At 65.2% G+C, this 22,053-nt stretch carries 21 protein-coding genes and 1 other RNA gene; 11 read left to right on the top strand and 11 right to left on the bottom strand.

Going from position 1 to position 22,053, the window contains the following annotated elements; all coding sequences use genetic code 11:
* The 6 genes from E3U47_RS15150 to E3U47_RS15125 form a co-directional block, all read right to left on the bottom strand.
* Positions 1–1,649, bottom strand: a 1,649-nt coding sequence (locus tag E3U47_RS15150) for a type I secretion system permease/ATPase (RefSeq protein WP_134692410.1), incomplete at its 3' end; no start/stop codon positions are given.
* Between the two features lie 169 nt (positions 1,650–1,818).
* Entirely contained in the window at positions 1,819–2,436 is a 618-nt protein-coding gene (locus tag E3U47_RS15145) for a heme acquisition protein HasA (protein ID WP_134692408.1), read from the bottom strand.
* A gap of 82 nt (positions 2,437–2,518) precedes the next feature.
* A complete protein-coding gene (locus E3U47_RS15140) occupies positions 2,519–5,248 on the bottom strand; it encodes a TonB-dependent receptor (RefSeq protein WP_167659492.1) in 2,730 nt (909 codons plus the stop codon).
* 143 nt (positions 5,249–5,391) lie between these two features.
* On the bottom strand, positions 5,392–6,381 hold the full coding sequence (locus E3U47_RS15135; RefSeq protein WP_134692404.1) for a FecR domain-containing protein: 990 nt from the start codon (positions 6,379–6,381) through the stop codon (positions 5,392–5,394).
* Positions 6,382–6,449: 68 nt separating this feature from the next.
* On the bottom strand, positions 6,450–6,953 hold the full coding sequence (locus E3U47_RS15130) for an RNA polymerase sigma factor (protein ID WP_134692402.1): 504 nt from the start codon (positions 6,951–6,953) through the stop codon (positions 6,450–6,452).
* A gap of 70 nt (positions 6,954–7,023) precedes the next feature.
* Positions 7,024–8,028, bottom strand: a complete 1,005-nt coding sequence (locus tag E3U47_RS15125; RefSeq protein WP_372239510.1) for a hypothetical protein — start codon at positions 8,026–8,028, stop codon at positions 7,024–7,026.
* Positions 8,029–8,209: 181 nt separating this feature from the next.
* Here E3U47_RS15125 and E3U47_RS25510 point away from each other — a divergent pair, with 181 nt between their 5' ends.
* On the top strand, positions 8,210–8,356 hold the full coding sequence (locus tag E3U47_RS25510; protein WP_372239509.1) for a hypothetical protein: 147 nt from the start codon (positions 8,210–8,212) through the stop codon (positions 8,354–8,356).
* 255 nt (positions 8,357–8,611) lie between these two features.
* Here E3U47_RS25510 and radA read toward each other — a convergent pair whose 3' ends face one another.
* Positions 8,612–9,979 (bottom strand): DNA repair protein RadA, encoded by a 1,368-nt coding sequence (gene radA, locus E3U47_RS15120; RefSeq protein ID WP_134692398.1) that lies wholly within the window; start codon positions 9,977–9,979, stop codon positions 8,612–8,614.
* A gap of 178 nt (positions 9,980–10,157) precedes the next feature.
* Here radA and mscL point away from each other — a divergent pair, with 178 nt between their 5' ends.
* A complete protein-coding gene (mscL, locus tag E3U47_RS15115; RefSeq protein ID WP_134692396.1) occupies positions 10,158–10,571 on the top strand; it encodes a large-conductance mechanosensitive channel protein MscL in 414 nt (137 codons plus the stop codon).
* A gap of 72 nt (positions 10,572–10,643) precedes the next feature.
* Here the strand turns inward: mscL and fur are convergent, their stop codons facing one another.
* On the bottom strand, positions 10,644–11,048 hold the full coding sequence (gene fur / locus E3U47_RS15110; protein ID WP_134692394.1) for a ferric iron uptake transcriptional regulator: 405 nt from the start codon (positions 11,046–11,048) through the stop codon (positions 10,644–10,646).
* A gap of 97 nt (positions 11,049–11,145) precedes the next feature.
* On the opposite strand from fur, the gene E3U47_RS15105 reads away from it, so the two are divergent.
* A complete protein-coding gene (locus E3U47_RS15105; protein WP_134692392.1) occupies positions 11,146–11,661 on the top strand; it encodes an outer membrane protein assembly factor BamE in 516 nt (171 codons plus the stop codon).
* Between the two features lie 59 nt (positions 11,662–11,720).
* Here E3U47_RS15105 and E3U47_RS15100 read toward each other — a convergent pair whose 3' ends face one another.
* Together E3U47_RS15100 and E3U47_RS15095 are read right to left on the bottom strand one after the other, a co-directional pair.
* On the bottom strand, positions 11,721–12,029 hold the full coding sequence (locus E3U47_RS15100) for an RnfH family protein (protein WP_134692390.1): 309 nt from the start codon (positions 12,027–12,029) through the stop codon (positions 11,721–11,723).
* The gene (locus tag E3U47_RS15095) at positions 12,022–12,456 is read right to left on the bottom strand and encodes a type II toxin-antitoxin system RatA family toxin (protein WP_134692388.1); all 435 of its coding nucleotides are present in this window, start codon (positions 12,454–12,456) and stop codon (positions 12,022–12,024) included. Before E3U47_RS15095 ends, E3U47_RS15100 begins: the two co-directional genes overlap by 8 nt.
* Before the next feature lie 162 nt (positions 12,457–12,618).
* Here E3U47_RS15095 and smpB point away from each other — a divergent pair, with 162 nt between their 5' ends.
* Positions 12,619–13,101 carry an SsrA-binding protein SmpB gene (gene smpB / locus E3U47_RS15090; protein WP_011532120.1) on the top strand — a complete coding sequence of 161 codons (483 nt, stop codon included), beginning with the start codon at positions 12,619–12,621 and terminating at the stop codon, positions 13,099–13,101.
* A 156-nt stretch (positions 13,102–13,257) separates the two neighbouring features.
* Here smpB and E3U47_RS15085 read toward each other — a convergent pair whose 3' ends face one another.
* Positions 13,258–14,025, bottom strand: coding sequence for an FCD domain-containing protein (locus tag E3U47_RS15085; RefSeq protein WP_134692386.1), 768 nt, complete (start codon positions 14,023–14,025; stop codon positions 13,258–13,260).
* Between the two features lie 259 nt (positions 14,026–14,284).
* Between E3U47_RS15085 and E3U47_RS15080 the strand changes: the two genes are divergently transcribed.
* The 7 genes from E3U47_RS15080 to ssrA all read left to right on the top strand — a co-directional run bounded on the left by E3U47_RS15080 (position 14,285) and on the right by ssrA (position 21,941).
* Complete coding sequence (locus E3U47_RS15080; RefSeq protein ID WP_134692384.1) at positions 14,285–15,955, top strand: lactate permease LctP family transporter; 1,671 nt, start codon at positions 14,285–14,287, stop codon at positions 15,953–15,955.
* Positions 15,956–16,018: 63 nt separating this feature from the next.
* Positions 16,019–17,164 carry an FMN-dependent L-lactate dehydrogenase LldD gene (lldD, locus tag E3U47_RS15075; RefSeq protein WP_134692382.1) on the top strand — a complete coding sequence of 382 codons (1,146 nt, stop codon included), beginning with the start codon at positions 16,019–16,021 and terminating at the stop codon, positions 17,162–17,164.
* Between the two features lie 69 nt (positions 17,165–17,233).
* The gene (locus tag E3U47_RS15070) at positions 17,234–20,044 is read left to right on the top strand and encodes an FAD-binding and (Fe-S)-binding domain-containing protein (RefSeq protein WP_134692380.1); all 2,811 of its coding nucleotides are present in this window, start codon (positions 17,234–17,236) and stop codon (positions 20,042–20,044) included.
* Between the two features lie 198 nt (positions 20,045–20,242).
* Positions 20,243–20,740, top strand: coding sequence for a hypothetical protein (locus tag E3U47_RS15065; RefSeq protein WP_134692378.1), 498 nt, complete (start codon positions 20,243–20,245; stop codon positions 20,738–20,740).
* An 11-nt stretch (positions 20,741–20,751) separates the two neighbouring features.
* The gene (locus tag E3U47_RS15060; protein ID WP_134692376.1) at positions 20,752–21,000 is read left to right on the top strand and encodes a hypothetical protein; all 249 of its coding nucleotides are present in this window, start codon (positions 20,752–20,754) and stop codon (positions 20,998–21,000) included.
* A gap of 159 nt (positions 21,001–21,159) precedes the next feature.
* Positions 21,160–21,453, top strand: coding sequence for a hypothetical protein (locus tag E3U47_RS15055; protein WP_134692374.1), 294 nt, complete (start codon positions 21,160–21,162; stop codon positions 21,451–21,453).
* A 96-nt stretch (positions 21,454–21,549) separates the two neighbouring features.
* Positions 21,550–21,941: a transfer-messenger RNA gene (gene ssrA, locus E3U47_RS15050) on the top strand.
* Positions 21,942–22,053: the final 112 nt, after the last annotated feature.

Raw genomic sequence — 22,053 nt, 5'->3', positions numbered from 1 at the left:
GTGGGGCCGAAGGCCTGCAACTGGCCGCCCTTGAGCATCAACAGGTTGTCCAGGCCGGCCAGCAGCGATGACTTGTGAGTAATCAGGATCAGCGTGCGCTTGTGCTCGCGCAGCCTGGCGATGGCCTCGACCAGCGCCCGCTCACCGGCGTCATCGAGGTTGGAGTTGGGTTCGTCGAGCACGATCAGCGCCGGCAGCCCGTACAGCGCGCGTGCCAGGCCGATGCGCTGGCGCTGACCACCGGAAAGCCCCATGCCGCCCTCCCCCAACAGCGTGTCATAGCCGCCCGGCAAGGCGAGGATCATGTCGTGCACGCCCGCCAGCTGCGCCGCGGCGACCACCTGCTGGGCGTCTATAAGGCCCAGGCGGGCGATATTGTCGGCAATGCTGCCGGCGAACAGCTGCACATCCTGCGGCAGGTAGCCGATGTGCTGGCCCAGCGCGCCACGGTCCCAGGTCCGCAGGTCGGCGCCGTCCAGGCGCACCTTGCCGGTGATCGGCGCGCCGGCGCCGACCAGCAGCCGCGCCAGGGTCGACTTGCCCGACCCGGAAGGGCCAATGATCCCCAGCGACTCGCCCGCCGGCAGCTCGAAACCCAGGTTGTTCAGGCACAGGCGACTGCTGCCCGGTTGCGTCGCGCCCACCTGCTCGACGGTGAGTTTGCCCAGCGGGGCCGGCAGCGGCATGCCAGCCGGGCGCGGCGGCTGGGCCTGCAGCAACTCGCTCAGGCGCTCATAGGCCAGGCGCGCACCGCTCCATTGGCGCCAGGCGCCGATCAACTGGTCGATCGGCGCCAGCACGCGGGCCATGAGGATGGAGCCGGCGATCATCATCCCTGGGGTGATCAACTGTTCGATGGCCAGCCAGGCGCCCAGTCCGAGCACCAGCGACTGCAAGGCCAGGCGCACGGTCTTGGTCAGCGCGGTGACCGCCGCGGTACGCTCGCTGCCCAGGTTCTGCCGGGCCAGGAACCCATGATGCAACCGTGCCCAGCGCTGGCGCACGGCGCCGAGCATGCCCATGGCCTCGATCACTTCGGCATTGCGCAGGTTGGCGCTGGCCTCCAGACCCGCCTGCTGCGACAGCTGCCCGGCTTGCGCAAACGGCGCCTGGGTCAGGCGCTCGTTGACCCACGCCAGCACCGTCAGCAAGACCGCGCCCGCCAGCGCCATCAGGCCCAGCCACGGGCTGAACATGAACATCACCAGCAGGTACACCGGAAACCACGGCGCATCGAAGAAGGCGAACAACGCCTGGCCGGTGGCGAACTGGCGCAGCGCGGTCAGGTCGGCGAGCATCTGCCCCGCCGCACCTTTGTGCCCGGCCAGGCTGGCCTCGTAGGCGGCCTCGAACACCCGCGGGTTTAGGTCCATGTCCATGCGCGTACCCAGGCGGATCACCACCTGGCTGCGCAGCCACTCCAGCAGCCCCATGAAGGCGAACACCCCGAGCACCATGAGGCTGAGCATCAGCAGGGTCATCTCGTTGCGCGACGACAGGACCCGGTCATAGACCTGCAGCATGTAGAGCGCCGGCGCCAGCATCAGCACATTGATCACGGCAGTGAACAACGCGACGTTGCCAAGCCCGGCACGGCAGGCCTTGAGCGCCCGCAGCACTTCACTGGCCGCGGCGGGAGCGGTTCGCATTTGTTGGAAACCTCTTGGAAGGCGCCGACAGGCGATTGCATTCGCGCCATCGTCGCCACAAAATTCGCACCGCCGCAGCCTGGGCCCGGCAAAGACATGGGCTGCGGGGTAAGTGCATCAGATCAGCGAATGGCAGGGTGACCTTCCATTCGCTTTTTCATGCCTGCGCTCAGGCCGCCAGGGCGAGGTCCTCAGGCAGCGCCTGCACGCCGACCGCTTCGGCGGAGGCAGCGTGAGCGGGGCCTGCGGCCAGGGCCGCGTCGATCTCGGCGAAGGTGCTGTTGGTGGACACGCCATAACCTGCCAACAGGTTGTCGAGCACGCCTTCCAGAGCCGAGGTGTTGCCCTGCATCAGGCCGTAGATCACGCTCTGCACTTCGTTGCCGGCACGGCCGGCGCCCTGCGCGGCATCCAGGTCGAGGCCGTTGAAGCTGACCACGTAGTTGCCCAGGGTGAAGTCGCTGCCGCTGCCGCCGCCGAGCACTTCGCCCAGGGAAACGTTGTCCAGCGAGCCCCACAGGTAGTGGTTGAGGTTGTCGCCCGGCGCCTTGGACGGGTCGAACACATAGTGCAGGCCGTTGGCGCTGTCGCTGTCGGCGACGAAGGCGTAGTCGGAATTGTTGCGACCGTGGGTGGCGTACTGGTCGCCATCGAAGGTGCCGTTGCTGAAGCCGCCGGTGTTGCTGTAGCCATGGCCGGCGGTGACGAAGCCTGCGCTCCAGAAGGCCAGGTAATCGTCGACGGTGGAGCTGGCGAAAGCGGCGTCGTAGTTAACGGAAAGGGTCATGACGGTTCCTCGTTGTTGCACAGTGATGACGAAGGCGTACTGCAAGCCTTCGCGTCGCCCGGGATGGGCAAACCCGGTTGGATCAGAAGCGGTACTCGAGCATGCCGCTCAAGGTGCGGCCACGGGCCAGCGACAGGTTGTTACCGTCGCCCATGGCCACGAAGTAGGCCTCGTCGGTGGCGTTTTCCAGCGATAGCGCCAGGTTCAGGCTGGGGGTCATCCAGTAGCTGGCGTACAGGTCGTAGACCGTGTATTGCGGCCACTGGGCCTGGTCGATCTGGTTGTAGGTATGGCTCTTGAGGTTCTCGCCGTTGCCCTCGCTGTAGCGCATGCGCATGCCCACATCCAGGGTGCGGTCGAGCAGGCGCATGCCCAGGGTCAGGGCGCCGCGGTCGGCCGGCATGTACGAGGCGTTGCCCATGATGTCGCCGCAACTGACGATGCTGTTGGTGTCGGCGGCGCCCTCGGCGCGGGACACCCGCACCGGCAACATGATGACGCGGCTGCCCACGCGGACCGGGCGCATGACGGTGCCGGCGCTGACCAGGCGTTGCGCGCCGCCCATGTAGAACTGGTTGGAGCAGAACTTGTTGCTGCCGATCATGTGGGTGTAGCTGAGCTGGCCGTAGTAGGCGCCGGCATCGTAGTCCAGGCTGTATTCCACCCCGCGAAAGCGCGTGGTTTCCAGGTTGTTCTGGTAGGCCGAGCGGCCCATGGCGATACCCGCCACGCTGCCGCCGGGCAGCGAGACGTTGGTGTCGAGGAACGAGAAGTTGTCGATGCGCGTGTCGAAGTAGGCGACCTTGGCGCCGAAGCGGTCGCCGTCGCGCAGCAGCGACTCCTTGAAGATGTTCACCCCCAGCTCCCAGTTGTGCGACTCCTCGGCCTTGAGGAACGGGTTGGGGTAGACCATCTCGGCGCTGCCGCCGGCATGCGGGCGGCCGCTCATGAACACTTCGGTCACCGCCGGTGGGCGCCAGCCACGGCCCCAGCGGGTGTAGAGCTGCAACCAGTCCGGCCCGGGCTTGAGCGCGATGCCGAAGGTCGGCGAGAAACGCCCCTCCTCGGTTTCCTCGTCGAAAAGCATATGGGTCTGCCGACGGGTCAGGCCTACCTCGGTGACGCCTTCGGGGTACATCCAGGTCGTGACCCCGGTCTTGCCGCTCAGGCGGTAACGGTCGTAGCGCAGGCCGGCATCCAGGGTGAGCCAGTCGTCATGCTCGTAGGTGAGGTTGCCGAACAGGCTGGCCATCACCCGCTTGCCCTTGGGGTTGGCGCCCTGCACGTAGGGCAGCGACTCCACTTCGTTGACCGCGGCGATGCGTTCGGTGCTGGGGCGAAAGCTGTCCTGGAACAGCTCGCTGCCATAGTTGAAGCTCAGCGTATCGGCCTGGCCCAGGTGCCAGCGCGAAGTGTTCTGCAACTGCAGGCCCCAGGTGTCGGTCTGGAAGCGGTCGGTGTAGGCCTCGACGCGGTTGCCGGTGCCGACGCTGGACAGGTTGTCGGCGTTCCAGCGGTCCTGGCGAGTGGTGACGAAGTACAGCTTGGCCTTGAAGTCGACCAGGTCGTTGTCCGGGGTGAAGCTGTAGTCCAGCGCGGCGTTCTTGGCGTTGATATCGTTGCTGCCGGTGACCCGGTAGTAATAGCGGTTGATGCTGCTGTCGTTGTAGGTCCAGGCATCCTTGCTGTCGGTGTCGGTCTCGAAGTAGCTGAACTGCAGGCGCTGGTCGTCAGCCAGGTTCAGGCCAAGCTTGAACAGTTGCGAACGGGTGACGCTGTCCATTGCCCCCACTTCGCCGTGCAGCCAGCTCTTCCAGGCTTCGCGGTTCTCCAGCTTGCCGCGGATCTGCGTGCCGAGGTTGTCGGCGTTCTGCGTGCCGCTGCGGTAGTTGCCGAAATGTCGCTCGCTGTGGCCGAGCAGGATGTCGCCGGCCTGGTTGCCCACGGCGAACAGTGCGCTGCCATTGAAATAGGTGCCGTTGCCCAGCTCACCGATGCCGTGGCCGGCACGCAGGCGGCCGCCAATCTCCTTGCCTGGGCCGAGCAGGTCGCGGGCCTCGACCGTGTTGAAGCTGGCGATGCCGCCGATCACCCCGGCGCCGCCCATGCCGGCCGAGGTGCCTTTGTCGATCTCCACGCCCTGGATGAACTCTGGGTCGATGAACATCACGCCGTTGCGTTGCTGGTGGCCGTTGACGTTGAAGTTCTGGCGCATGCCGTCGATGTTCATGTTGACCCGGCCATAGTCCTGCACGCCACGGATGTTCACCGACAGCCCGGGGTCGCGCTGGTTGACGGCGGTGTACACACCCGCCGTCTGCTCGAGCAGGTCGGCGGCATGGCGCGGGGCGCGTTGCTCGATCTGCTCGCGGGTGATCACGCTGACCGAACGCGGCGCCTGGTACACCCAATCGCCATCGCGCTGCGAGTCGACATGGGTGGTGTCCAGTTCCAGCGCCGCGTCGCCATCGGTGACACGCTCAAGGCCGACCTGGCCGGCGGCACTGAAGTGATAACGCACCGGCGTGCCACGCAACAGCTGGCGCAGGCCGTCCTCGATCGGATGGCTGCCCTGCAGCCCGGCGCTGCGCAGCCCCGCCAGCTTGCGGCTGTCGAAGAACACCTGCACCCCGGATTGCTCGGCATAGGCCAGCACCGCGCGGTCGAGCGCCTGGGCCGGGATATCGAAACGGATCAGTTGCCGGCTGCTGCCCTGCGGCTCGGCGGCCTGGGCCATGCCGATCGCCATCGGCAAGGCGCAGCTGCCCAGGGCCAGGCTCCCGGCCAGGGCGAGGTGCCCCAGGGGGCGCATGGATTGTTGTCGTGGGGTGCTCACTGCGATTGCTCGTCCGTTGTTGGCGTTTTCTAGTAATGAAAATCAATATCAACAATCAGACGAGCAACGCGGATAAAGTCAGTAACCGAAAACCAAAGTTTTTTTGCCCAGGCGTTTTTTCAGTAGAGCAACGCCAGCCCCGCCAGCTCGACCAGATTGGCCTGGAGCTCATTGCCGAGGACCGCGGGCACGCTGTCCAGGTTGCCCAGGCGGAACACCCCACTGACCTGGCGCTGCGCCAGTTGCTCGCTGGCCACCACGATACGCCCGGGGCGATATTGGTTGAGCCGCGCCACCACCTCGCCCAGCGGCTGGCGCTCGAACACCAGCACGCCGCGCTGCCAGTCGGTGGCCCGCTGCAAGTCATGCTGCGGCCAGGGGCGCAGCCCCAAGCGCTGGTCGTAGCGCAGGCTCTCGCCCTCCTTCAGCACCTGGCTGGCCCGGCCTTGCTGCGGCGGTGATTGCAGCTCGACCGCGACACTGTGCTCGAGCATGCCGACCCAGCCGCCCTCGCCCGCCGCCCCGACCACGAAACGGGTGCCCAGGGCGCGGCTGCTGGCGCCGGCGTACTCGACCACGAACGGCCGGGTTTCCTGCGCCGTGACTGGCGCGGCGCTGAACACCGCCTCGCCCGACAACAACCGCACCCGGCGTTCCTGATCGTTGAAAGCCAGCTCGATGGCGCTGTGGCTGTCCAGGTCGACCCGGCTACCATCGGCCAAGGTCACCTGGCGCACTTCACCGGCGCGGGTGCTGTAGTCGGCGCGCCAGCCCTGCCAGGCCTGGGGCGCCCAGTGCAACGTCAGTACCGCCAGCAACAGCGCGGCGGCGCTGGCCAAGCCTTGCCGCAAGCGCGGGCGACGGCGCCTGTCCAGGGCACGGGCGGGGGGCGCGAGCGCCAAGGACGGCGCGGCGGCAGGCAAGCCCGCCAGTTGCCCGAGGTCGGCCCAGGTCGCCTGGGCCAACGCATAGGCCCGGGCATGGCGTGGATCACTGCCGCACCACTGCGCCAAGGCCCGCTGCTGCTCCGGGCTCAAGGGGCCGGCGCCCTCCCGCACCACCCACTCGGCGGCCTGCTCGCGGATGGCTTGCTCGTTCTGGCTGCTCACAGGGGTCTCTCGCGATCTGGTTATGTCTGGGCTGACGTCTGAGGCGGCATTTGTCAGTAAACCGTTGGTCATTCGGTTTCCTGCAGGCACTGCATCACATAGGCCAGGGCCTTGGCCAGATGCTTTTGCACGGAACTGTCGGAGATCCCCAGGTGGCGCGCGACCTCGGCGTGGGTCATGCCCTCCAGGCGGTTGAGCCGAAATACCTGACGGGTACGCTCGGGCAGTTCGCCAAGGATCGCCTGCAAGCGGCGCAGGTGCTGCTCGCGGGCGGCCTGCTCCTCGAGCCCGGGGCGCTCCTCGACGATGCCCTCCAGGGCTTCGTGGGGCACCAGGTCGGTCTTGCGCCGCTGTTGCTGGCGCACGTGGTCCACCATCAGGTTGTGCGCGGTGCGGTACAGGTAGGCCTGGGCATTGTCGATCGGGTCGACGCGCTGCTGCTCGGCCAGGCGCAGGAAGCTGTCCTGCACCAGGTCGGCGGCCAACTGCGGGTCGCGCACCTTGCGCGAGAGCAGGCCCTGAAGATTTTTCGCGTGCTTGAGAAACAGCCGCTTGAGGTCTAACTCCGCCACACGCACTCCATGGGGTGGTCGCAAGGTGGCGGTATGCTACTTGTTGTTGAGAATCAGTTGCAAGAAAACGCTACGGGGCAGGTACCGCCTGGTCGCCTTCCCGGTAGGCAAAGACCTCTGGTCCCGACAGGGTCACGCGTACCACCGGAACGACGCGTCTGGTGGATCTGTAAAAGTCTCTCTGGATGTTCCTTGCCGGTTCAAGGCCAGCACCGGTGGTGTAGAAGACTGCCTCCAGCGGCAGGTTGTATGCATTTTGCGCCCAGGTCTTGATCACCACCTCGTTCTGCTGCCAACGGACATTTTCCTGCTCGGGGTTTCCCCGTGCCTGCAAACTCACGCCGAAGCTCTCCTTGTCAGGGCCGAAACTGCACTGACGGTCGTAACGCGCCTCGACCGGTGGATATTGCGTGAAGCTGCGGCGCCATTGCTCCACGTTGGTGATGTCCCGCAACGCGCATCGGCCGCTGCCGGCGTAGCCCTTGTTCTCCCCGCAGCCGTTGTCGGTCCGCGTCGCGGTACCGCCGTCATAGGGGTAGGCGCAAAGCACTTCGAGCGGGAGCAACGGTGCGATCCACCGCTTGCCTTCGGTAAGAATCAGGCCGTGGGTCCGGTTCTCCTGAAGTTTCAGGGTCTTCAGGTCGCGGCGAATGTAGCTGAACGAAACACCACCAAGCTTTTGCGCGCCAGGGCTCGGGTTCCAGGCACGAAATGCCGGCGAGTAATCGACCACACGAACGAACACACCGTTGCATTGGTAGTCCGCCTGGTCGCCCGGACAAGGCGCGGTGTCCTGAAAGCGCGCATTCAGGCCCTGGGCCACCTGGGACCCTGCCACCTGGTCGCGGGTCAGGGCGGATGTCACGGTGACGCTCAATGGCTTGGATACGACCAGCGCCCCAGAACCACCAATCTTGTAGCTATAGGTGAGCTTGATCGAACGCCCGATGTTCTCCAGCACCCAGCCGCGGGGCACGATGAAAGTCAATGGCCCGGCGCCGGTCACGGTCTGGATCAAGGTATCGCGCGTGGCGACACCAGCCAGGCGCACGCCAACCGTGTCACCCGTCGCCATGGCAGCGAACAGCAGCCTCACCCTGACGCTGTCGCCCAAGGCCTCGACCTCCAACGCGCCATCGACCGCCTCCACGACGGCGAATTGCTCCGGTTGTGTGCTGTCGATGCGCACCGGCAATGCAGCAGAGGTGAGCAACGCGCCGCGGCCCTTGACCTTGTGGCTGTAGGTAAAGGTGACCGTGCGTCCCAGGTTTTCGCGTAGCCACGCACGGGGCACGTTGAAGCTCAACACACCCGACGTGGCCACGGTCTGGATGAGCGTGTCGCGCGTGGCCACCCCGGCCAGCCTGACCCCCACCGTGTCACCCGTGCCCATGCCGGTGTAGAACACCTTCAGGGTGGCATCGCCGGTGAACCGCTGCAGATCCAGCTCGTTGCCTGCTGCCTGTTGCAAAACAAACACCGGCTGCCCAGGCAGTGGATCGGCGACCGCAACAATCGACAGCAGCATCAGTGTCAGCACTACAAACGGAAACCTGCGCATGCCTGCATCCTCTTGCACATCAGCGAAGGCGCCCAGCGTCGCAGAGGAGGCCAAAGAGCGAAACTGACAGAAATGCCAGGTGTGCCGATGCCAAGCGTTATTCGAACAAGGCGTCCAATGCCTGCTCCAAGCGGGTCACGGCAATCACTTGCAGGCCGGCCGGGGCGTCCTTCGGCGCGTTGCCCTTGGGCACGATGGCGCGCTTGAAGCCATGCTTGGCGGCTTCCTTCAGGCGCTCCTGGCCGCTGGGCACCGGGCGCACCTCGCCCGACAGGCCGATCTCGCCGAACACCAGAAGGCCGTGGGCCAGCGGGCGGTTGCGCAGGCTCGACATCACCGCCGCCAGCAGCGCCAGGTCGGAGGCGGTCTCCAGCACCTTGACCCCGCCGACCACGTTGAGGAACACGTCCTGGTCGTGGGTGGGGATGCCGCCGTGGCGGTGCAGCACCGCCAGCAGCATGGCCAGGCGGTTCTGGTCCAGGCCCAGGGTGACCCGCCGCGGGTTGGCCAGGTGGCTGTCGTCGACCAGCGCCTGGACCTCCACCAGCATTGGCCGGGTGCCTTCCCAGGTGGCCATGACCACGCTGCCGGGCACTTCTTCCTGGGTGCGGTTGAGGAAGATCGCCGAGGGGTTGGACACCTCCTTCAGGCCACGGTCGGTCATGCCGAAGACGCCCAGTTCGTTGACCGCGCCGAAGCGGTTCTTCACCGCCCGCAGCAAGCGCAGGCGGCCATCGGACTCGCCCTCGAAATACAGCACGGTGTCGACCATGTGCTCGAGCACCCGCGGGCCGGCCAGCGAGCCTTCCTTGGTGACATGGCCAACCAGGAAGATCGCCGTGCCGCTCTGCTTGGCGTAGCGCACCAGCAGCGCGGTGCTCTCGCGCACCTGGGCCACCCCGCCCGGCGCCGATTGCAGTTGCTCGGTGAAGATGGTCTGGATCGAGTCGATAACCATCACCCGCGGTTTTTCCTGGCGGGCGGTGGCGATGATGGTCTCGATGCAGGTTTCGGTCATGACCTTGAGCTGGTCCTGGGGCAGGCCCAGGCGGCGCGAGCGCATGGCCACCTGCTGCTGCGATTCCTCGCCGGTGACGTACAGCGCCGGCATGTGCACGGCGATGTTGCACAGGGTCTGCAGCAGGATGGTCGACTTGCCGATGCCGGGGTCGCCGCCGATCAGCACCACCGAGCCATCCACCAGGCCGCCGCCGAGCACGCGGTCGAGTTCGGTGCTGCTGGTGGTGAAGCGCGGGATCTCCTCGACGCTGACCTCGGCCAGGGTCTTGATCTGCGCCTGCTGCCCGGTCCAGCCGGCACGCCCGCTGGGCGCCGCGGCGCCGCCGCTTTCGATCATGGTCTCGACCAGGGTGTTCCAGGCCCCGCACTCGCCGCACTGGCCAGCCCATTTGGGAAAGGTCGCGCCACACTCGGTGCAGCCATACAAACGCTTGGCCTTGGCCATGGGCGGGGTCTCCTGGAAAAAACCGCCATGATAGCCGAACGCGGACGTGTCCCGGAGCCGTTACCGAGCGACAAAACTATTCGATCTAAGTGCAGTCTGTAGCTGCGAACGTCACGCATGAAGCGTTTTAGTGGCTTACACTGCGTTTACCTCTCCATTCGTAACAAAGGAATACAGCATGGGCATGCTCAGTGAATTCAAGGCCTTCGCGGTCAAGGGAAATGTCGTCGACATGGCGGTGGGTATCATCATCGGCGCGGCCTTCGGCAAGATCGTCTCGTCGTTCGTCGGCGACGTGATCATGCCACCGATCGGCATGCTCATCGGCGGGGTCGACTTCAGCGACCTGGCCATCACCCTCAAGGCCGCCCAGGGTGATGTACCGGCCGTGGTCCTGGCCTATGGCAAGTTCATCCAGACCATCCTCGACTTCATCATCGTCGCCTTCGCCATCTTCATGGGCGTGAAGGCGATCAACCGCCTCAAGCGCGAAGAGGCCGTGGCCCCGAGCGCGCCGCCGGTGCCGAGCGCCGAAGAAACCCTGCTGACGGAAATTCGCGACCTGCTCAAGGCGCAGAATCGCCAGCCCTGAGGCATACGCAGCGGCCACACGGCACAAAGGCGACCCGAGGGTCGCCTTTGTCGTCAAGCACGAGCGAAAACGTTACTTCTTTTTACGCACATACAGGACCAGATTGTGGTCCACCAGCTCGAAACCGTGTTCGGCCACGATCTCCTTCTGGCGCCGCTCGATCTCGGCATCCATGAATTCGATGACTTCGCTGGTATCCACGTTGACCATGTGGTCGTGGTGGCCACCGTCCGCCAATTCGAATACCGCGTGGCCGCCGTCGAAGTTGTGGCGAACCACCAGACCCGCCGCCTCGAACTGGGTCAGGACGCGATACACGGTTGCCAGACCAACGTCCTCGCCAGCCTCCATCAGTGCCTTGTAGACATCCTCGGCACTCATGTGACGCTGCTCGGTGGAGTCGAGCATCTGAAGAATCTTGACCCGAGGCAGGGTTACCTTCAGGCCCGCTTTGCGCAATTCGCTATTTTCAACCATGGTCAGCTTTCTCGCCGATGCTGCTTCGCAGCTTCTCTTAATACGGGTATGATCGGGGTTTACGTTGTCCAGCCAAGATAGTGGAAGTCGCCCACCGATGCAAAACACCAAGCTCTTGCTAACCAGCCTCACCCTCGTGGGACTGCTCGCACTCGCCGGTTGCTCGTTTCCCGGGGTTTACAAAATCGACATCCAGCAGGGCAATGTCGTCACGCAGGACATGATAGACCAATTGCGCCCGGGAATGACCCGCCGGCAAGTAAGGTTTATCATGGGCAACCCACTGCTGCAGGACACCTTCCACACCAATCGCTGGGACTACCTGTACAGCCTGCAGCCAGGCGGCGGCGAGCGTCAGCAGGAACGCATGAGCGTGTTCTTCAACGACAGCGACCAACTGGTCAACCTGTCCGGCGACTTCATGCCGGGCGTCAGCCGCGACCAGGAAATCCTCGGTGGCAGCAGCGACACCACCGTCAGCCCGAACCAACAGCCGAGCCAGGAAAAACCGGCCAAGGCAGGTTCGCTGGAAGATACCCTGCAAAAAGAAATCGACAACGTCGAGACCACCCCGGTGCCGACCCCAGCACCGCTGGAAACCGCCCCGCAGTAAACGCGGCGCGACGAAAAAGCCCGGACCAGGTCCGGGCTTTTTATTGCCTGCAACAAGCGTCAGCCTTCGCGCGCGGCCCTGGCCTTGGCCGCGCGCCGCTTGCGCGCCTCCAGCGGGTCGACCAGCAAGGGCCGATAGACCTCCAGCCGCTCCCCCGCCTGCACCTGGCGAGCCGCCGGATCACTGACCAGCTTGCCGAAAATACCCACCGGGCAATGCGCCAGGTCCAGCCCCGGTACCTGTTCGGCCAAGCCCGACAGGCGCAGCGCCGCGCTCACCGAGGTCCCCGCAGGCACTTCGCAGGCCAGCAGCCACTGACGCTCGGCCGTGGCATAGACCACCTCGATGGCGATGGCCGTCTCAGCCATAAAGCTGCTTGGCGCGCTGGCAGAAGGCATCGACCATGGTGTTGGCCGCCTGGTTGAACAGCGGCCCCAGGGTCGCGCGCACCAACGCGCCGGCGTAGTCGAACGACAGGTCCAGGCTGATCTTGCAGGCCTTCTCGCCCAATGGCTTGAACACCCACAGCCCGTGCAGCTGGGTGAAGGGCCCTTCTTCGAGGTTCATCTCGATCGACTGCCCCGGCACCAGCACGTTGCGCGTGACGAACTGCTGGCTCATGCCCCCCTTGGCCACCTCGAGCTTCGCGCGCATGTGCGTGTCGCTGGCCTCGATCACCGTCGAGGCCGAACACCAGGGCAGGAAGTCCGGGTAGCCGGCCACATCGTTGACCAGGTCGTAGAGCGCCTGGGCAGGGTATGGCAGCAGGGCGGAGCGTTGAATATGGGTAGTCATCCAGGCGTCACTTCCAAACGGGGCGGCGGCGCACGACAGCGCCATGAAAAACCGTTCCGCGCGGCGGAACGAGGCCTGTATTGTCCGGGATTCACCGAACAGGCTCAAGCGCACCTAAACCCCATAGCCGAGCACGCACTGACTGCCTATAATGCCGCCCCTATGGCTAAGCAAAAGAAACATCCGACCGGGACCATCGCGCAGAACAAAAAGGCGCGACACGATTACTTCATCGAACACAAGTTCGAGGCCGGACTGGTCCTGTCCGGTTGGGAAGTAAAGAGCCTGCGGGCCGGCAAGGCGCACCTGACCGACAGCTACGTGCTGCTCAAGGATGGCGAAGCCTGGCTGTTCGGCAGCCACATCACCCCGCTGACCACCGCCAGCACCCACGTCATCGCCGACCCCATCCGCACCCGCAAGCTGCTGCTGAACAAGCGCGAGCTCGAGCGCCTGGAAGCGGCCGTGGCGCAGAAGGGCTACACCTGCGTGGCGATGTCGCTGTACTGGAGCAAGCACCTGATCAAGTGCGAAATCGCGCTGGGCAAGGGCAAGAAGGAGTTCGACAAGCGCGATACCGTGCGCGAGCGCGACTCCAACCGCGAGCTGCAGCGCACCATGCGCAACAAGGGCAAGGAAGAGTAACTCCCGCCCAGCTCGGTCACTGTAGGAGCGGCCTCGTGTCGCGAAAGGGCTGCGAAGCAGCCCCCGACGATCTTGAGTGGTACAAAGATCCCGAGGCCGCTGCGCGCCCTTTTCGCGGCACAAGGCCACTCCTACAAGACCCGCGCCTGCCGCGTCTCAGCGCCCGCTGCGCCGCTCCGCCCGCGCTACCCGCTGGGCCTCCTGCTGCGCCTCCTGCAGCACCTCCTGCACATACAGGATGTGCCGGCTCGACACCTCCCGCGCATCGTCCGCCCGCCCCTCGACAATCGCCAGATACAGCTCGCGATGCTGGCTGATCAGCATGTCGCGGGTCTCGCTGCGTTGCTGGTACATGCCGCCGATGTTGGTCACCACGTTGCGCTTGAGCAGGTCGAACAGCCCGCGGATAGTGTGCAGCAGCACCGCGTTGTGGCTGGCCTCGGCAATGGCCAGGTGGAAACGCGCATCGGCGGCGCCCTCCTCTGCCCGGTCGACCTCGCCAACGCGGTTGTAACAGTCCTGCAGGGCGTCGAACGCCGTCTTCAAGCGCTGCCGATCAGGCTCGGTGGCGCGCTGCGCGGCGTAATAGGCGCAGGACGCCTCCAGGGTATGACGAAACTCCAGCAGGTCGCGCTGCGCCTCGGGGCTGCCTTCGAGCAACTTGAGCAGCGGGTCGCTGAAGGTCGAGCCCAGCGACTCGGCCACATAGTTGCCACCGCCCTGGCGACTGACCAGCAACCCCTTGGCCACCAGCTTCTGGATCGCCTCGCGCAGCGAGGGGCGGGACACGCCGAACTGCTCGGCCAAGGCACGCTCGGCCGGCAGGCGCTGGCCTGAGGTGAGGGTGCCCTCGAGAATCATCCCTTCCAACCGATCGACGATGTCGTCGGACAGGCGCCGCTGTCGGACCTGATCAAAAACCATCACATGCTCTCCACGAACCCCGGGGTGCGGATCCGGGGGCCGCCTATTCTGCGCCTATCGCGCCCAGGCCGACACCCATCAGATAGCGATTTTCAGCACCGCGCAGATGCCCGCTCATCGGCATCCGACCAAAGTTTTCCCCAGGACAAATTGACACACCCGCAATGGCGCTCTTAACCTAGCGACCAGCCATTGTAAATTGGTCTTACCAATTATCCAATGCCAGTGCCTGACCAACAACAATTAGGGGCCACCCCATATGCAAACCTGGCAACAACTCTATAGCCCGCTTGGTAGTCTTGGCCTGTCCGCACTGGCGGCGGTCATCCCCATCGTGTTCTTCTTCCTCGCCCTCGCCGTGTTCCGCCTCAAAGGCCACGTCGCTGGCAGCATCACCCTGGCACTGTCGATCCTGGTGGCCATCTTCGCCTTCCAGATGCCTGTCGACATGGCCCTGGCCGCCGCCGGCTACGGCTTCCTCTACGGCCTGTGGCCGATTGCCTGGATCATCGTCGCGGCGGTGTTCCTCTACAAACTCACGGTCAAGAGCGGCCAGTTCGAAGTGATCCGCAGCTCGGTGCTGTCCATCACCGACGACCAGCGCCTGCAAGTGCTGCTGATCGGCTTCTGCTTCGGTGCCTTCCTCGAAGGCGCGGCCGGCTTCGGCGCGCCGGTGGCGATCACCGCCGCGCTGCTCGTGGGCCTGGGCTTCAACCCGCTGTACGCCGCCGGCCTGTGCCTGATCGCCAACACCGCGCCGGTGGCCTTCGGCGCCCTGGGCATCCCGATCATCGTCGCTGGGCAAGTCACTGGCATCGACGCCTTCCACATTGGCGCCATGACCGGCCGCCAGCTGCCGTTGCTGTCGCTGTTCGTGCCGTTCTGGCTGGTGTTCATGATGGATGGCCTGCGCGGCGTGAAAGAAACCTGGCCCGCCGCGCTGGTGGCCGGCCTGAGCTTCGCCGTCACCCAGTACTTCACCTCCAACTTCATCGGCCCGGAACTGCCCGACATCACCTCGGCCCTGGCCAGCCTGATCGCCCTGACCCTGTTCCTGAAGGTCTGGCAGCCCAAGCGCGCGTTCAGCGAAGCCAAGGGCAGCGTCGGCGCCGCCGTGGCGCAAGCGAGTGGCAGCCAGCCTTCGCCGTACAGCTTCGGCGAGATCTTCAAGGCCTGGTCGCCGTTTTTGATCCTCACCGTGCTGGTGACCATCTGGACCCTCAAGCCATTCAAGGCAGCCTTCGCCCCAGGCGGGGCGATGTACAACTTGGTGTTCAACTTCGCCATCCCGCACCTCGACCAACTGGTGATCAAGACCGCGCCGATCGTCACCGCGCCAACCGCCATGCCGGCGGTGTTCAAGCTCGACCCGATCTCCGCCACCGGCACCGCGATCTTCCTCTCGGCGCTGATTTCCATGGCGGTGCTGAAGATCAACTTAAAAACTGGTCTGACCACTTTGAAAGAGACCTTCTGGGAACTGCGCTGGCCGATCCTGTCGATCGGCATGGTGCTGGCTTTCGCCTTCGTCACCAACTACTCGGGCATGTCCTCGACCATGGCCCTGGTACTGGCCGGCACCGGTGCGGCGTTCCCGTTCTTCTCGCCGTTCCTGGGCTGGCTGGGCGTGTTCCTGACCGGCTCGGACACCTCGTCCAACGCCCTGTTCAGCTCGCTGCAGGCCACCACCGCGCACCAGATCGGGGTCAACGACACCCTGCTGGTGGCCGCCAACACCAGCGGCGGCGTGACCGGCAAGATGATCTCGCCGCAGTCGATCGCCGTGGCCTGCGCCGCCACCGGCCTGGTCGGCAAGGAGTCCGACCTGTTCCGTTTCACCGTCAAGCACAGCCTGTTCTTCGCCACCATCGTCGGCCTGATCACCCTGGTTCAGGCCTATTGGCTGACCGGCATGCTGGTTCATCACTAAAGTGAAAGGGCCCGGGCGCGACCAGCGCCCGGGATCTTCCTTCAACCCACGCTGCGAGAATCCATGATCATTTCCGCCTCCACCGACTATCGCGCCGCGGCCCAACGCAAGCTGCCTCCTTTCCTGTTCCACTACGCCGACGGCGGCGCCTACGCCGAGCACACCCTGCGCCACAACGTCTCGGACCTGGCCAGCATCGCCCTGCGCCAGCGCGTGCTGAACAACATGTCCGAGCTCAGTCTCGAGACCAAGCTGTTCGACGAGACCCTGAGCATGCCCGTGGCCCTGGCCCCGGTCGGCCTCACCGGCATGTACGCTCGTCGCGGCGAAGTGCAGGCCGCCCGCGCCGCCGCCGCCCACGGCATCCCCTTCACCATGTCCACCGTGTCGGTGTGCCCGATCGAAGAAGTGGCCCCGGCCATCGACCGGCCGATGTGGTTCCAGCTGTACGTGCTCAAGGACCGTGGCTTCATGCGCAACGCCCTGGAGCGGGCCAAGGCCGCCGGGGTGAAGACCCTGGTGTTCACCGTCGACATGCCGGTGCCCGGCGCGCGCTACCGCGATGCCCACTCGGGCATGAGCGGCCCGAACGCGCCACTGCGCCGCGTGTGGCAGGCCATGACCCACCCGCAATGGGCCCTGGACGTCGGCCTGCTCGGCCGCCCGCACGACCTGGGCAACATCTCCAAGTACCGTGGCAACCCCACGGGCCTGGCCGACTACATCGGCTGGCTGGGCAACAACTTCGACCCGTCCATCTCCTGGAAGGACCTGGAGTGGATTCGCGAATTCTGGGACGGCCCGATGATCATCAAGGGCATCCTCGACGCCAACGACGCCCGCGACGCGGTCAAGTTCGGCGCCGACGGCATCGTCGTCTCCAACCACGGCGGCCGCCAGCTCGACGGCGTGCTGTCCAGCGCCCGCGCCCTGCCGGCGATCGCCGACGCGGTGAAGGGCGACATCAAGATCCTCGCCGACTCCGGCATCCGCAGCGGCCTCGACGTGGTGCGCATGATCGCCCTGGGCGCCGACACCGTGCTGATCGGCCGCGCCTTCCTCTATGCCCTGGCCACCCATGGCGAGGCCGGGGTGAAGAACCTGCTGGAGCTGTTCGAGAAAGAAATGCGCGTGGCCATGGTGCTGACCGGCGCCAAGTCCATCAGCGAGATCACCCGCGACTCGCTGGTCCGCGAACTGGGCGCCTGAGCGCCCGCCAACGCCTGATTGCCCGGGGCACGCCGCGCGCCAGACGCCGCGGCCCCACGAGGAGACTGCATGAGCCTGCCCGCCGCGTTCCTGCGTGATGCCGAGCGCCTGATCCCCGCCGAACGCCGCTTCGACGACCCCACCTCGACCCTGGCCTTCGGCACCGACGCCAGCTTCTACCGGCTGATTCCCAAGCTGGTGGTGCGTGTCGAGTCCGAGGACGAAGTGGTCGAACTGATCAAGCTGGCCCAGCGCGATCGCGTGCCGGTGACCTTCCGCGCCGCCGGCACCAGCCTGTCTGGCCAGGCCATCAGCGACTCGGTGCTGATCGTGCTTGGCGATAACTGGAACGGTAAGGAGATTCGCGGCCAGGGCGAGCAGATTCGCCTGCAGCCCGGGGTGATCGGCGCCCAGGCCAATGCCTGGCTGGCGCCCTATGGCCGCAAGATCGGCCCGGACCCAGCCTCGATCAACGCCTGCAAGATCGGCGGCATCGTCGCCAACAACGCCAGCGGCATGTGCTGCGGCACCGCGCAGAACACCTACCATACCCTGGCCGGCCTGCGCCTGGTGCTGGCCGACGGCACCCGCCTGGACAGCGAAGACCCGGCCAGTGTCGCCGCCTTCGAAAACAGCCATGCCGATCTGCTGGCAGCGCTCGCCCGCCTTGGTCGCGAGACCCGCGCCAATACCGAACTGGCCGACCGCATCCGGCACAAATACCGCCTCAAGAACACAACCGGTCTGTCACTCAATGCGCTGGTGGACTACGACCAGCCCCTCGATATCCTCCAGCACCTGCTGGTCGGCTCCGAAGGTACCCTGGGCTTCATCAGCGCGGTCACCTACGACACCGTGCCCGACCACCCGCACAAGGCCAGCGCGCTGCTGGTGTTCCCCAGCGTCGAAAGCTGCTGCCGCGCCGTGACCGTGCTCAAGCGCCAGCCGGTGTCGGCGGTGGAACTGCTCGATCGCCGCAGCCTGCGCTCGGTGCAGGCCATGCCGGGCATGCCCGGCTGGGTCAAGGACCTGTCGGCCAACGCCTGCGCCCTGCTGATCGAGTGCCGCGCCGCCAGCCAGAGCCTGCTGCACGAACAGCTCGAGCAGGTGATGGCGTCCATCGCCGACTACCCGCTGGAACAGAAGGTCGCGTTCAGCGAAGACCCAGCGGTGTACAACCAGCTATGGAAAATCCGCAAGGACACCTTCCCCGCCGTCGGCGCCGTGCGCCAGACCGGCACCACGGTGATCATCGAGGACGTCACCTTCCCCATCGAGCAACTGGCCGAAGGCGTCAACCGCCTGATCCAGCTGTTCGACAAGCACCGCTACGACGAGGCGATCATTTTCGGCCACGCCCTGGAAGGCAACCTGCACTTCGTCTTCACCCAGGGCTTCAACAGCGCCGAGGAGGTGGCCCGCTACCAGGCCTTCATGGACGACGTGGCGCAACTGGTGGCGGTGGAGTTCGGTGGCTCGCTCAAGGCCGAGCACGGCACCGGGCGCAACATGGCGCCGTTCGTGGAGCTGGAGTGGGGCCACGATGCCTACCAGCTGATGTGGCAGCTCAAGCGCCTGCTCGACCCCAACGGCATCCTCAACCCCGACGTGGTGCTGAGCGAAGATCCCGACATCCACCTGAAGAACCTCAAGCCGCTGCCCGCCGCCGACGAGATCGTCGACAAGTGCATCGAGTGCGGTTTCTGCGAACCGGTGTGCCCGTCCAAAGGCCTGACCCTCAGCCCGCGCCAGCGCATCGTCATGTGGCGCGACATCCAGGCCAAGCAACGCGCCGGCCTGGACACCCGCGAACTGCTGCAAACCTACCAGTACCAAGGCCTCGACACCTGCGCCGCCACCGGCCTGTGCGCCCAGCGCTGCCCGGTGGGCATCAACACCGGCGAGTTGGTGAAGAAGCTGCGCGCCCAGGCCGCCGACCACACCAAGGCCGCCGACTGGCTGGCCGAGCATTTCCACACAGCCCTGAACGGCGCGCGCTTCACCCTCAGCGCCGCCAACACCGCCCGCAAGCTGCTCGGCGCCCCACGCCTCGGGCGTTTCAGTGCATCACTGAGCAAGGCCAGCAAAGGCCGCCTGCCCCAGTGGACCCCGGCCATGCCCCAGCCGTTGCGCACGATGGACTTCGGCCCAGCGAGCAACGACGCCCGGCCCCGCGTGGTCTACCTCGCCGCCTGTGTTTCGCGCGTGATGGGCCCCGCCTATGCCGACCGCGAGCAGAGCTCACTGCTCGACAAGACCCGCGCCCTGCTGGAAAAGGCCGGCTACCAGGTGGTGTTCCCCGACAACGCCGACAGCCTGTGCTGCGGCCAGCCGTTCGCCTCCAAGGGCTACCCCGAGCAAGCCGAGCACAAGCGCCAGGAACTGATCACCGCGCTGCTGCACGCCAGCCGCGGCGGCCTCGACCCGATCTACTGCGACACCAGCCCCTGCACCCTGCGCCTGGTGCAGGACCTGGGCGAAACCCGGCTCGACCTATACGACCCGGTGCGTTTCATCCGCACCCATCTGCTGGACAAGCTGGAGTTCACCCCCCAGGACGCCCCGGTGGCTGTGCACGTGACCTGCAGCACCCAGCACCTGGGCGAAAGCCAGGCGCTGATCGACCTGGCGCGGCGCTGCAGCAAGCAGGTGGTGATCCCCGAAGGCATCCACTGCTGCGGCTTCGCCGGCGACAAGGGCTTCACCACACCCGAGCTCAACGCCCACTCGCTGCGCACGCTCAAGGACGCGGTGCAGTATTGCGAGGAAGGGATCTCCACCAGCCGCACCTGCGAGATCGGCTTGTCGAGCCATAGCGGCATCGACTACCACGGGCTGGTGTACCTGGTGGACCGGGTGACCCGAGCGCGCAAGGCCTGACATCGCGCCAACCGCTTCGCCAGCAAAGCTGGCTCCTACCTGCTCACGGCAGACTGTAGGAGCCGGCTTGCCGGCGAACCGCCTGCAGACCTTTCGTACAGGTCATTCAGCCCCGGCTGAATAGCCGCGCGTTCCTCCCAGTGGCATCGTTCGATGCCTCGGCTCCTGGCTCCACGGGGCCCGGCAAGGGAAGCACGCATGCAAGTCGACAAGACCTATCGAGTCATTACCCCGCACGGCGTTGTCTTCGACGTGAACGAGTTGGTGATTGCGCCCGAGCAATGCTGTCACCTGCGTACCTTGAGCTTGCCGTTCGTGCACAAGGGGCATTACCAGGTCGTCGAAAAAGTGGCGCAGCTGTACGACAGGATGCTGCCCGGCAAGTTGCCGTGCCATATGCGCGTCGCCGTATCGCGGCCACTCAGTCGTTTGCAGGGGGATCGGTTGCATGAGCAGCGCCACGACATCTTGAACCTGCTGGGTGCCTCAGTAAGCCAAGCGGTAACGACCCTTGTCGGTGGCCCGGCAGGGTTTGCCGCCGGACTGGTTGCCGGAGGCGCAGCCGGTACCACGACTAGCCAGTTGGCCAAAAGCAGGCTGCCCACGTTTCATGCCGGTGATGTGCTGGTTTCACTATATGCCCGAGTTACTGGCGGCATAGGTCCACAAACCTCCTCCATGCTCCTCATAATCTGACCAGGCACGCCATGACGACACTCTACTTCCTCACTTGCTTGATGATCACGGGCGTCTTGCTCGACTGGGCCTTCAAATCAAGAACCATCCGATGCGTGCTTTATGTCGTGCTCACCGCGACCGGCATTACCACCTGCACTCAGCTGCGCGAACAACAGGTGTGGCATCTCGATGGCGGCGACTGGGGAACACTGTTGGCGCTCGTAGGCTATCGATTGCTTTTCAAACGATCGCGCTATTTTTATGAAGATGACGAGTAACAACGTCCAAGGCGCAAACGTAGGAGCGGGCTTGCCCCGCGATACAGCCCTTGCATCGCCGTCCCGCACCAGCGCCCCCTCACGCCGATTGAACCCTCACCCACTGTCGACCGTCCACCGTTCAGGCCCACCTCCAGAGGCCTGCACAAGGAGATTCCCATGAAAGGCACTGCGCTATCCGCCCTGTTCGCGGCCGCGACCCTGCTGGCCTCGCCTGTGTTCGCCGCCGATGACCTGTGCGCCATCAACCTGCAGAAGATCGACGACAGCATGGCCACCGTCGGCGCCACCTCCGAAGGCCTGGACAAGGCCATCACCGAGCACGTCGACAAAGCCAAGGCCGCCCAGGCCGCCGGTGACAACAAGGAGTGCATCGCCATCACCAGCAAGGTGCTCGAACGCCTGGAAAAAACCGAGAAAGGCAGCGGCTCGGCCGGTGGCAGCGGCAGCTGATGCAGCGCCGGGCGGCCCGCCTGTCGACGCCGCTCGCGCAAAGGCGTATACTCCACCTCGCATCCTGTAAAAGGGACGCCAGCTAGAGCTGAGTGTGGGGCCGATTAGGATTCGACGCCGGTAGCGAAACTCTAGGTGCATGCCGAGTTGGTAACAGAACTCGTAAATCCACTGTTGCAACTTTCTATAGTTGCCAATGACGAAAACTACGAGGGCTACGCTCTCGCTGCGTAAGCAGCTGAGCCCGCTCTCCTGGTAGCTTCGGCTCCAGCAATCATCAGGGGATGCCTGTAAACCCGAAATGATTGTCATACAGAACAGGATCGTCGTGCAGCACGTTGGGGGCGAAGCGACTAAAACTTACCCAACTCGTCCAAAGCACCCTGCCCGTCGGGCGGCTGCGGATTAACTCAGTAGACACGGCTAAGCATGTAGTACCGACAGCGGAGTACTGGCGGACGGGGGTTCAAATCCCCCCGGCTCCACCAAATGATCAAAAAAAGACGTCCACGGACGTCTTTTTTTGTGCCTGAAACCCAGTAAATATGCGGCCTCCAGCGCTTTTGCGGTCTTTCGAGAGTTTTTGAGTTCCAGCCATTC

The sequence above is a fragment of the Pseudomonas sp. RIT623 genome (genome assembly GCF_004519305.1).
GTDB lineage: Bacteria > Pseudomonadota > Gammaproteobacteria > Pseudomonadales > Pseudomonadaceae > Aquipseudomonas.
Note: the sequence above shows the minus strand (reverse complement) of the source record. Positions and strands in the feature narration are given on the sequence as shown.

Coding starts and splice junctions, on each gene's coding strand:
- E3U47_RS15145 (WP_134692408.1), bottom strand. CDS start 2,436: ATGACCCTTTCCGTTAACTACGACGCCGCTTTCGCCAGCTCCACCGTC.
- E3U47_RS15140 (WP_167659492.1), bottom strand. CDS start 5,248: ATGCGCCCCCTGGGGCACCTCGCCCTGGCCGGGAGCCTGGCCCTGGGC.
- E3U47_RS15125 (WP_372239510.1), bottom strand. CDS start 8,028: ATGGCGACGGGTGACACGGTTGGCGTGCGCCTGGCTGGTGTCGCCACG.
- radA (WP_134692398.1), bottom strand. CDS start 9,979: ATGGCCAAGGCCAAGCGTTTGTATGGCTGCACCGAGTGTGGCGCGACC.
- mscL (WP_134692396.1), top strand. CDS start 10,158: ATGGGCATGCTCAGTGAATTCAAGGCCTTCGCGGTCAAGGGAAATGTC.
- fur (WP_134692394.1), bottom strand. CDS start 11,048: ATGGTTGAAAATAGCGAATTGCGCAAAGCGGGCCTGAAGGTAACCCTG.
- E3U47_RS15105 (WP_134692392.1), top strand. CDS start 11,146: ATGCAAAACACCAAGCTCTTGCTAACCAGCCTCACCCTCGTGGGACTG.
- E3U47_RS15100 (WP_134692390.1), bottom strand. CDS start 12,029: ATGGCTGAGACGGCCATCGCCATCGAGGTGGTCTATGCCACGGCCGAG.
- E3U47_RS15095 (WP_134692388.1), bottom strand. CDS start 12,456: ATGACTACCCATATTCAACGCTCCGCCCTGCTGCCATACCCTGCCCAG.
- smpB (WP_011532120.1), top strand. CDS start 12,619: ATGGCTAAGCAAAAGAAACATCCGACCGGGACCATCGCGCAGAACAAA.
- E3U47_RS15085 (WP_134692386.1), bottom strand. CDS start 14,025: ATGGTTTTTGATCAGGTCCGACAGCGGCGCCTGTCCGACGACATCGTC.
- E3U47_RS15080 (WP_134692384.1), top strand. CDS start 14,285: ATGCAAACCTGGCAACAACTCTATAGCCCGCTTGGTAGTCTTGGCCTG.
- lldD (WP_134692382.1), top strand. CDS start 16,019: ATGATCATTTCCGCCTCCACCGACTATCGCGCCGCGGCCCAACGCAAG.
- E3U47_RS15070 (WP_134692380.1), top strand. CDS start 17,234: ATGAGCCTGCCCGCCGCGTTCCTGCGTGATGCCGAGCGCCTGATCCCC.
- E3U47_RS15065 (WP_134692378.1), top strand. CDS start 20,243: ATGCAAGTCGACAAGACCTATCGAGTCATTACCCCGCACGGCGTTGTC.
- E3U47_RS15060 (WP_134692376.1), top strand. CDS start 20,752: ATGACGACACTCTACTTCCTCACTTGCTTGATGATCACGGGCGTCTTG.
- E3U47_RS15055 (WP_134692374.1), top strand. CDS start 21,160: ATGAAAGGCACTGCGCTATCCGCCCTGTTCGCGGCCGCGACCCTGCTG.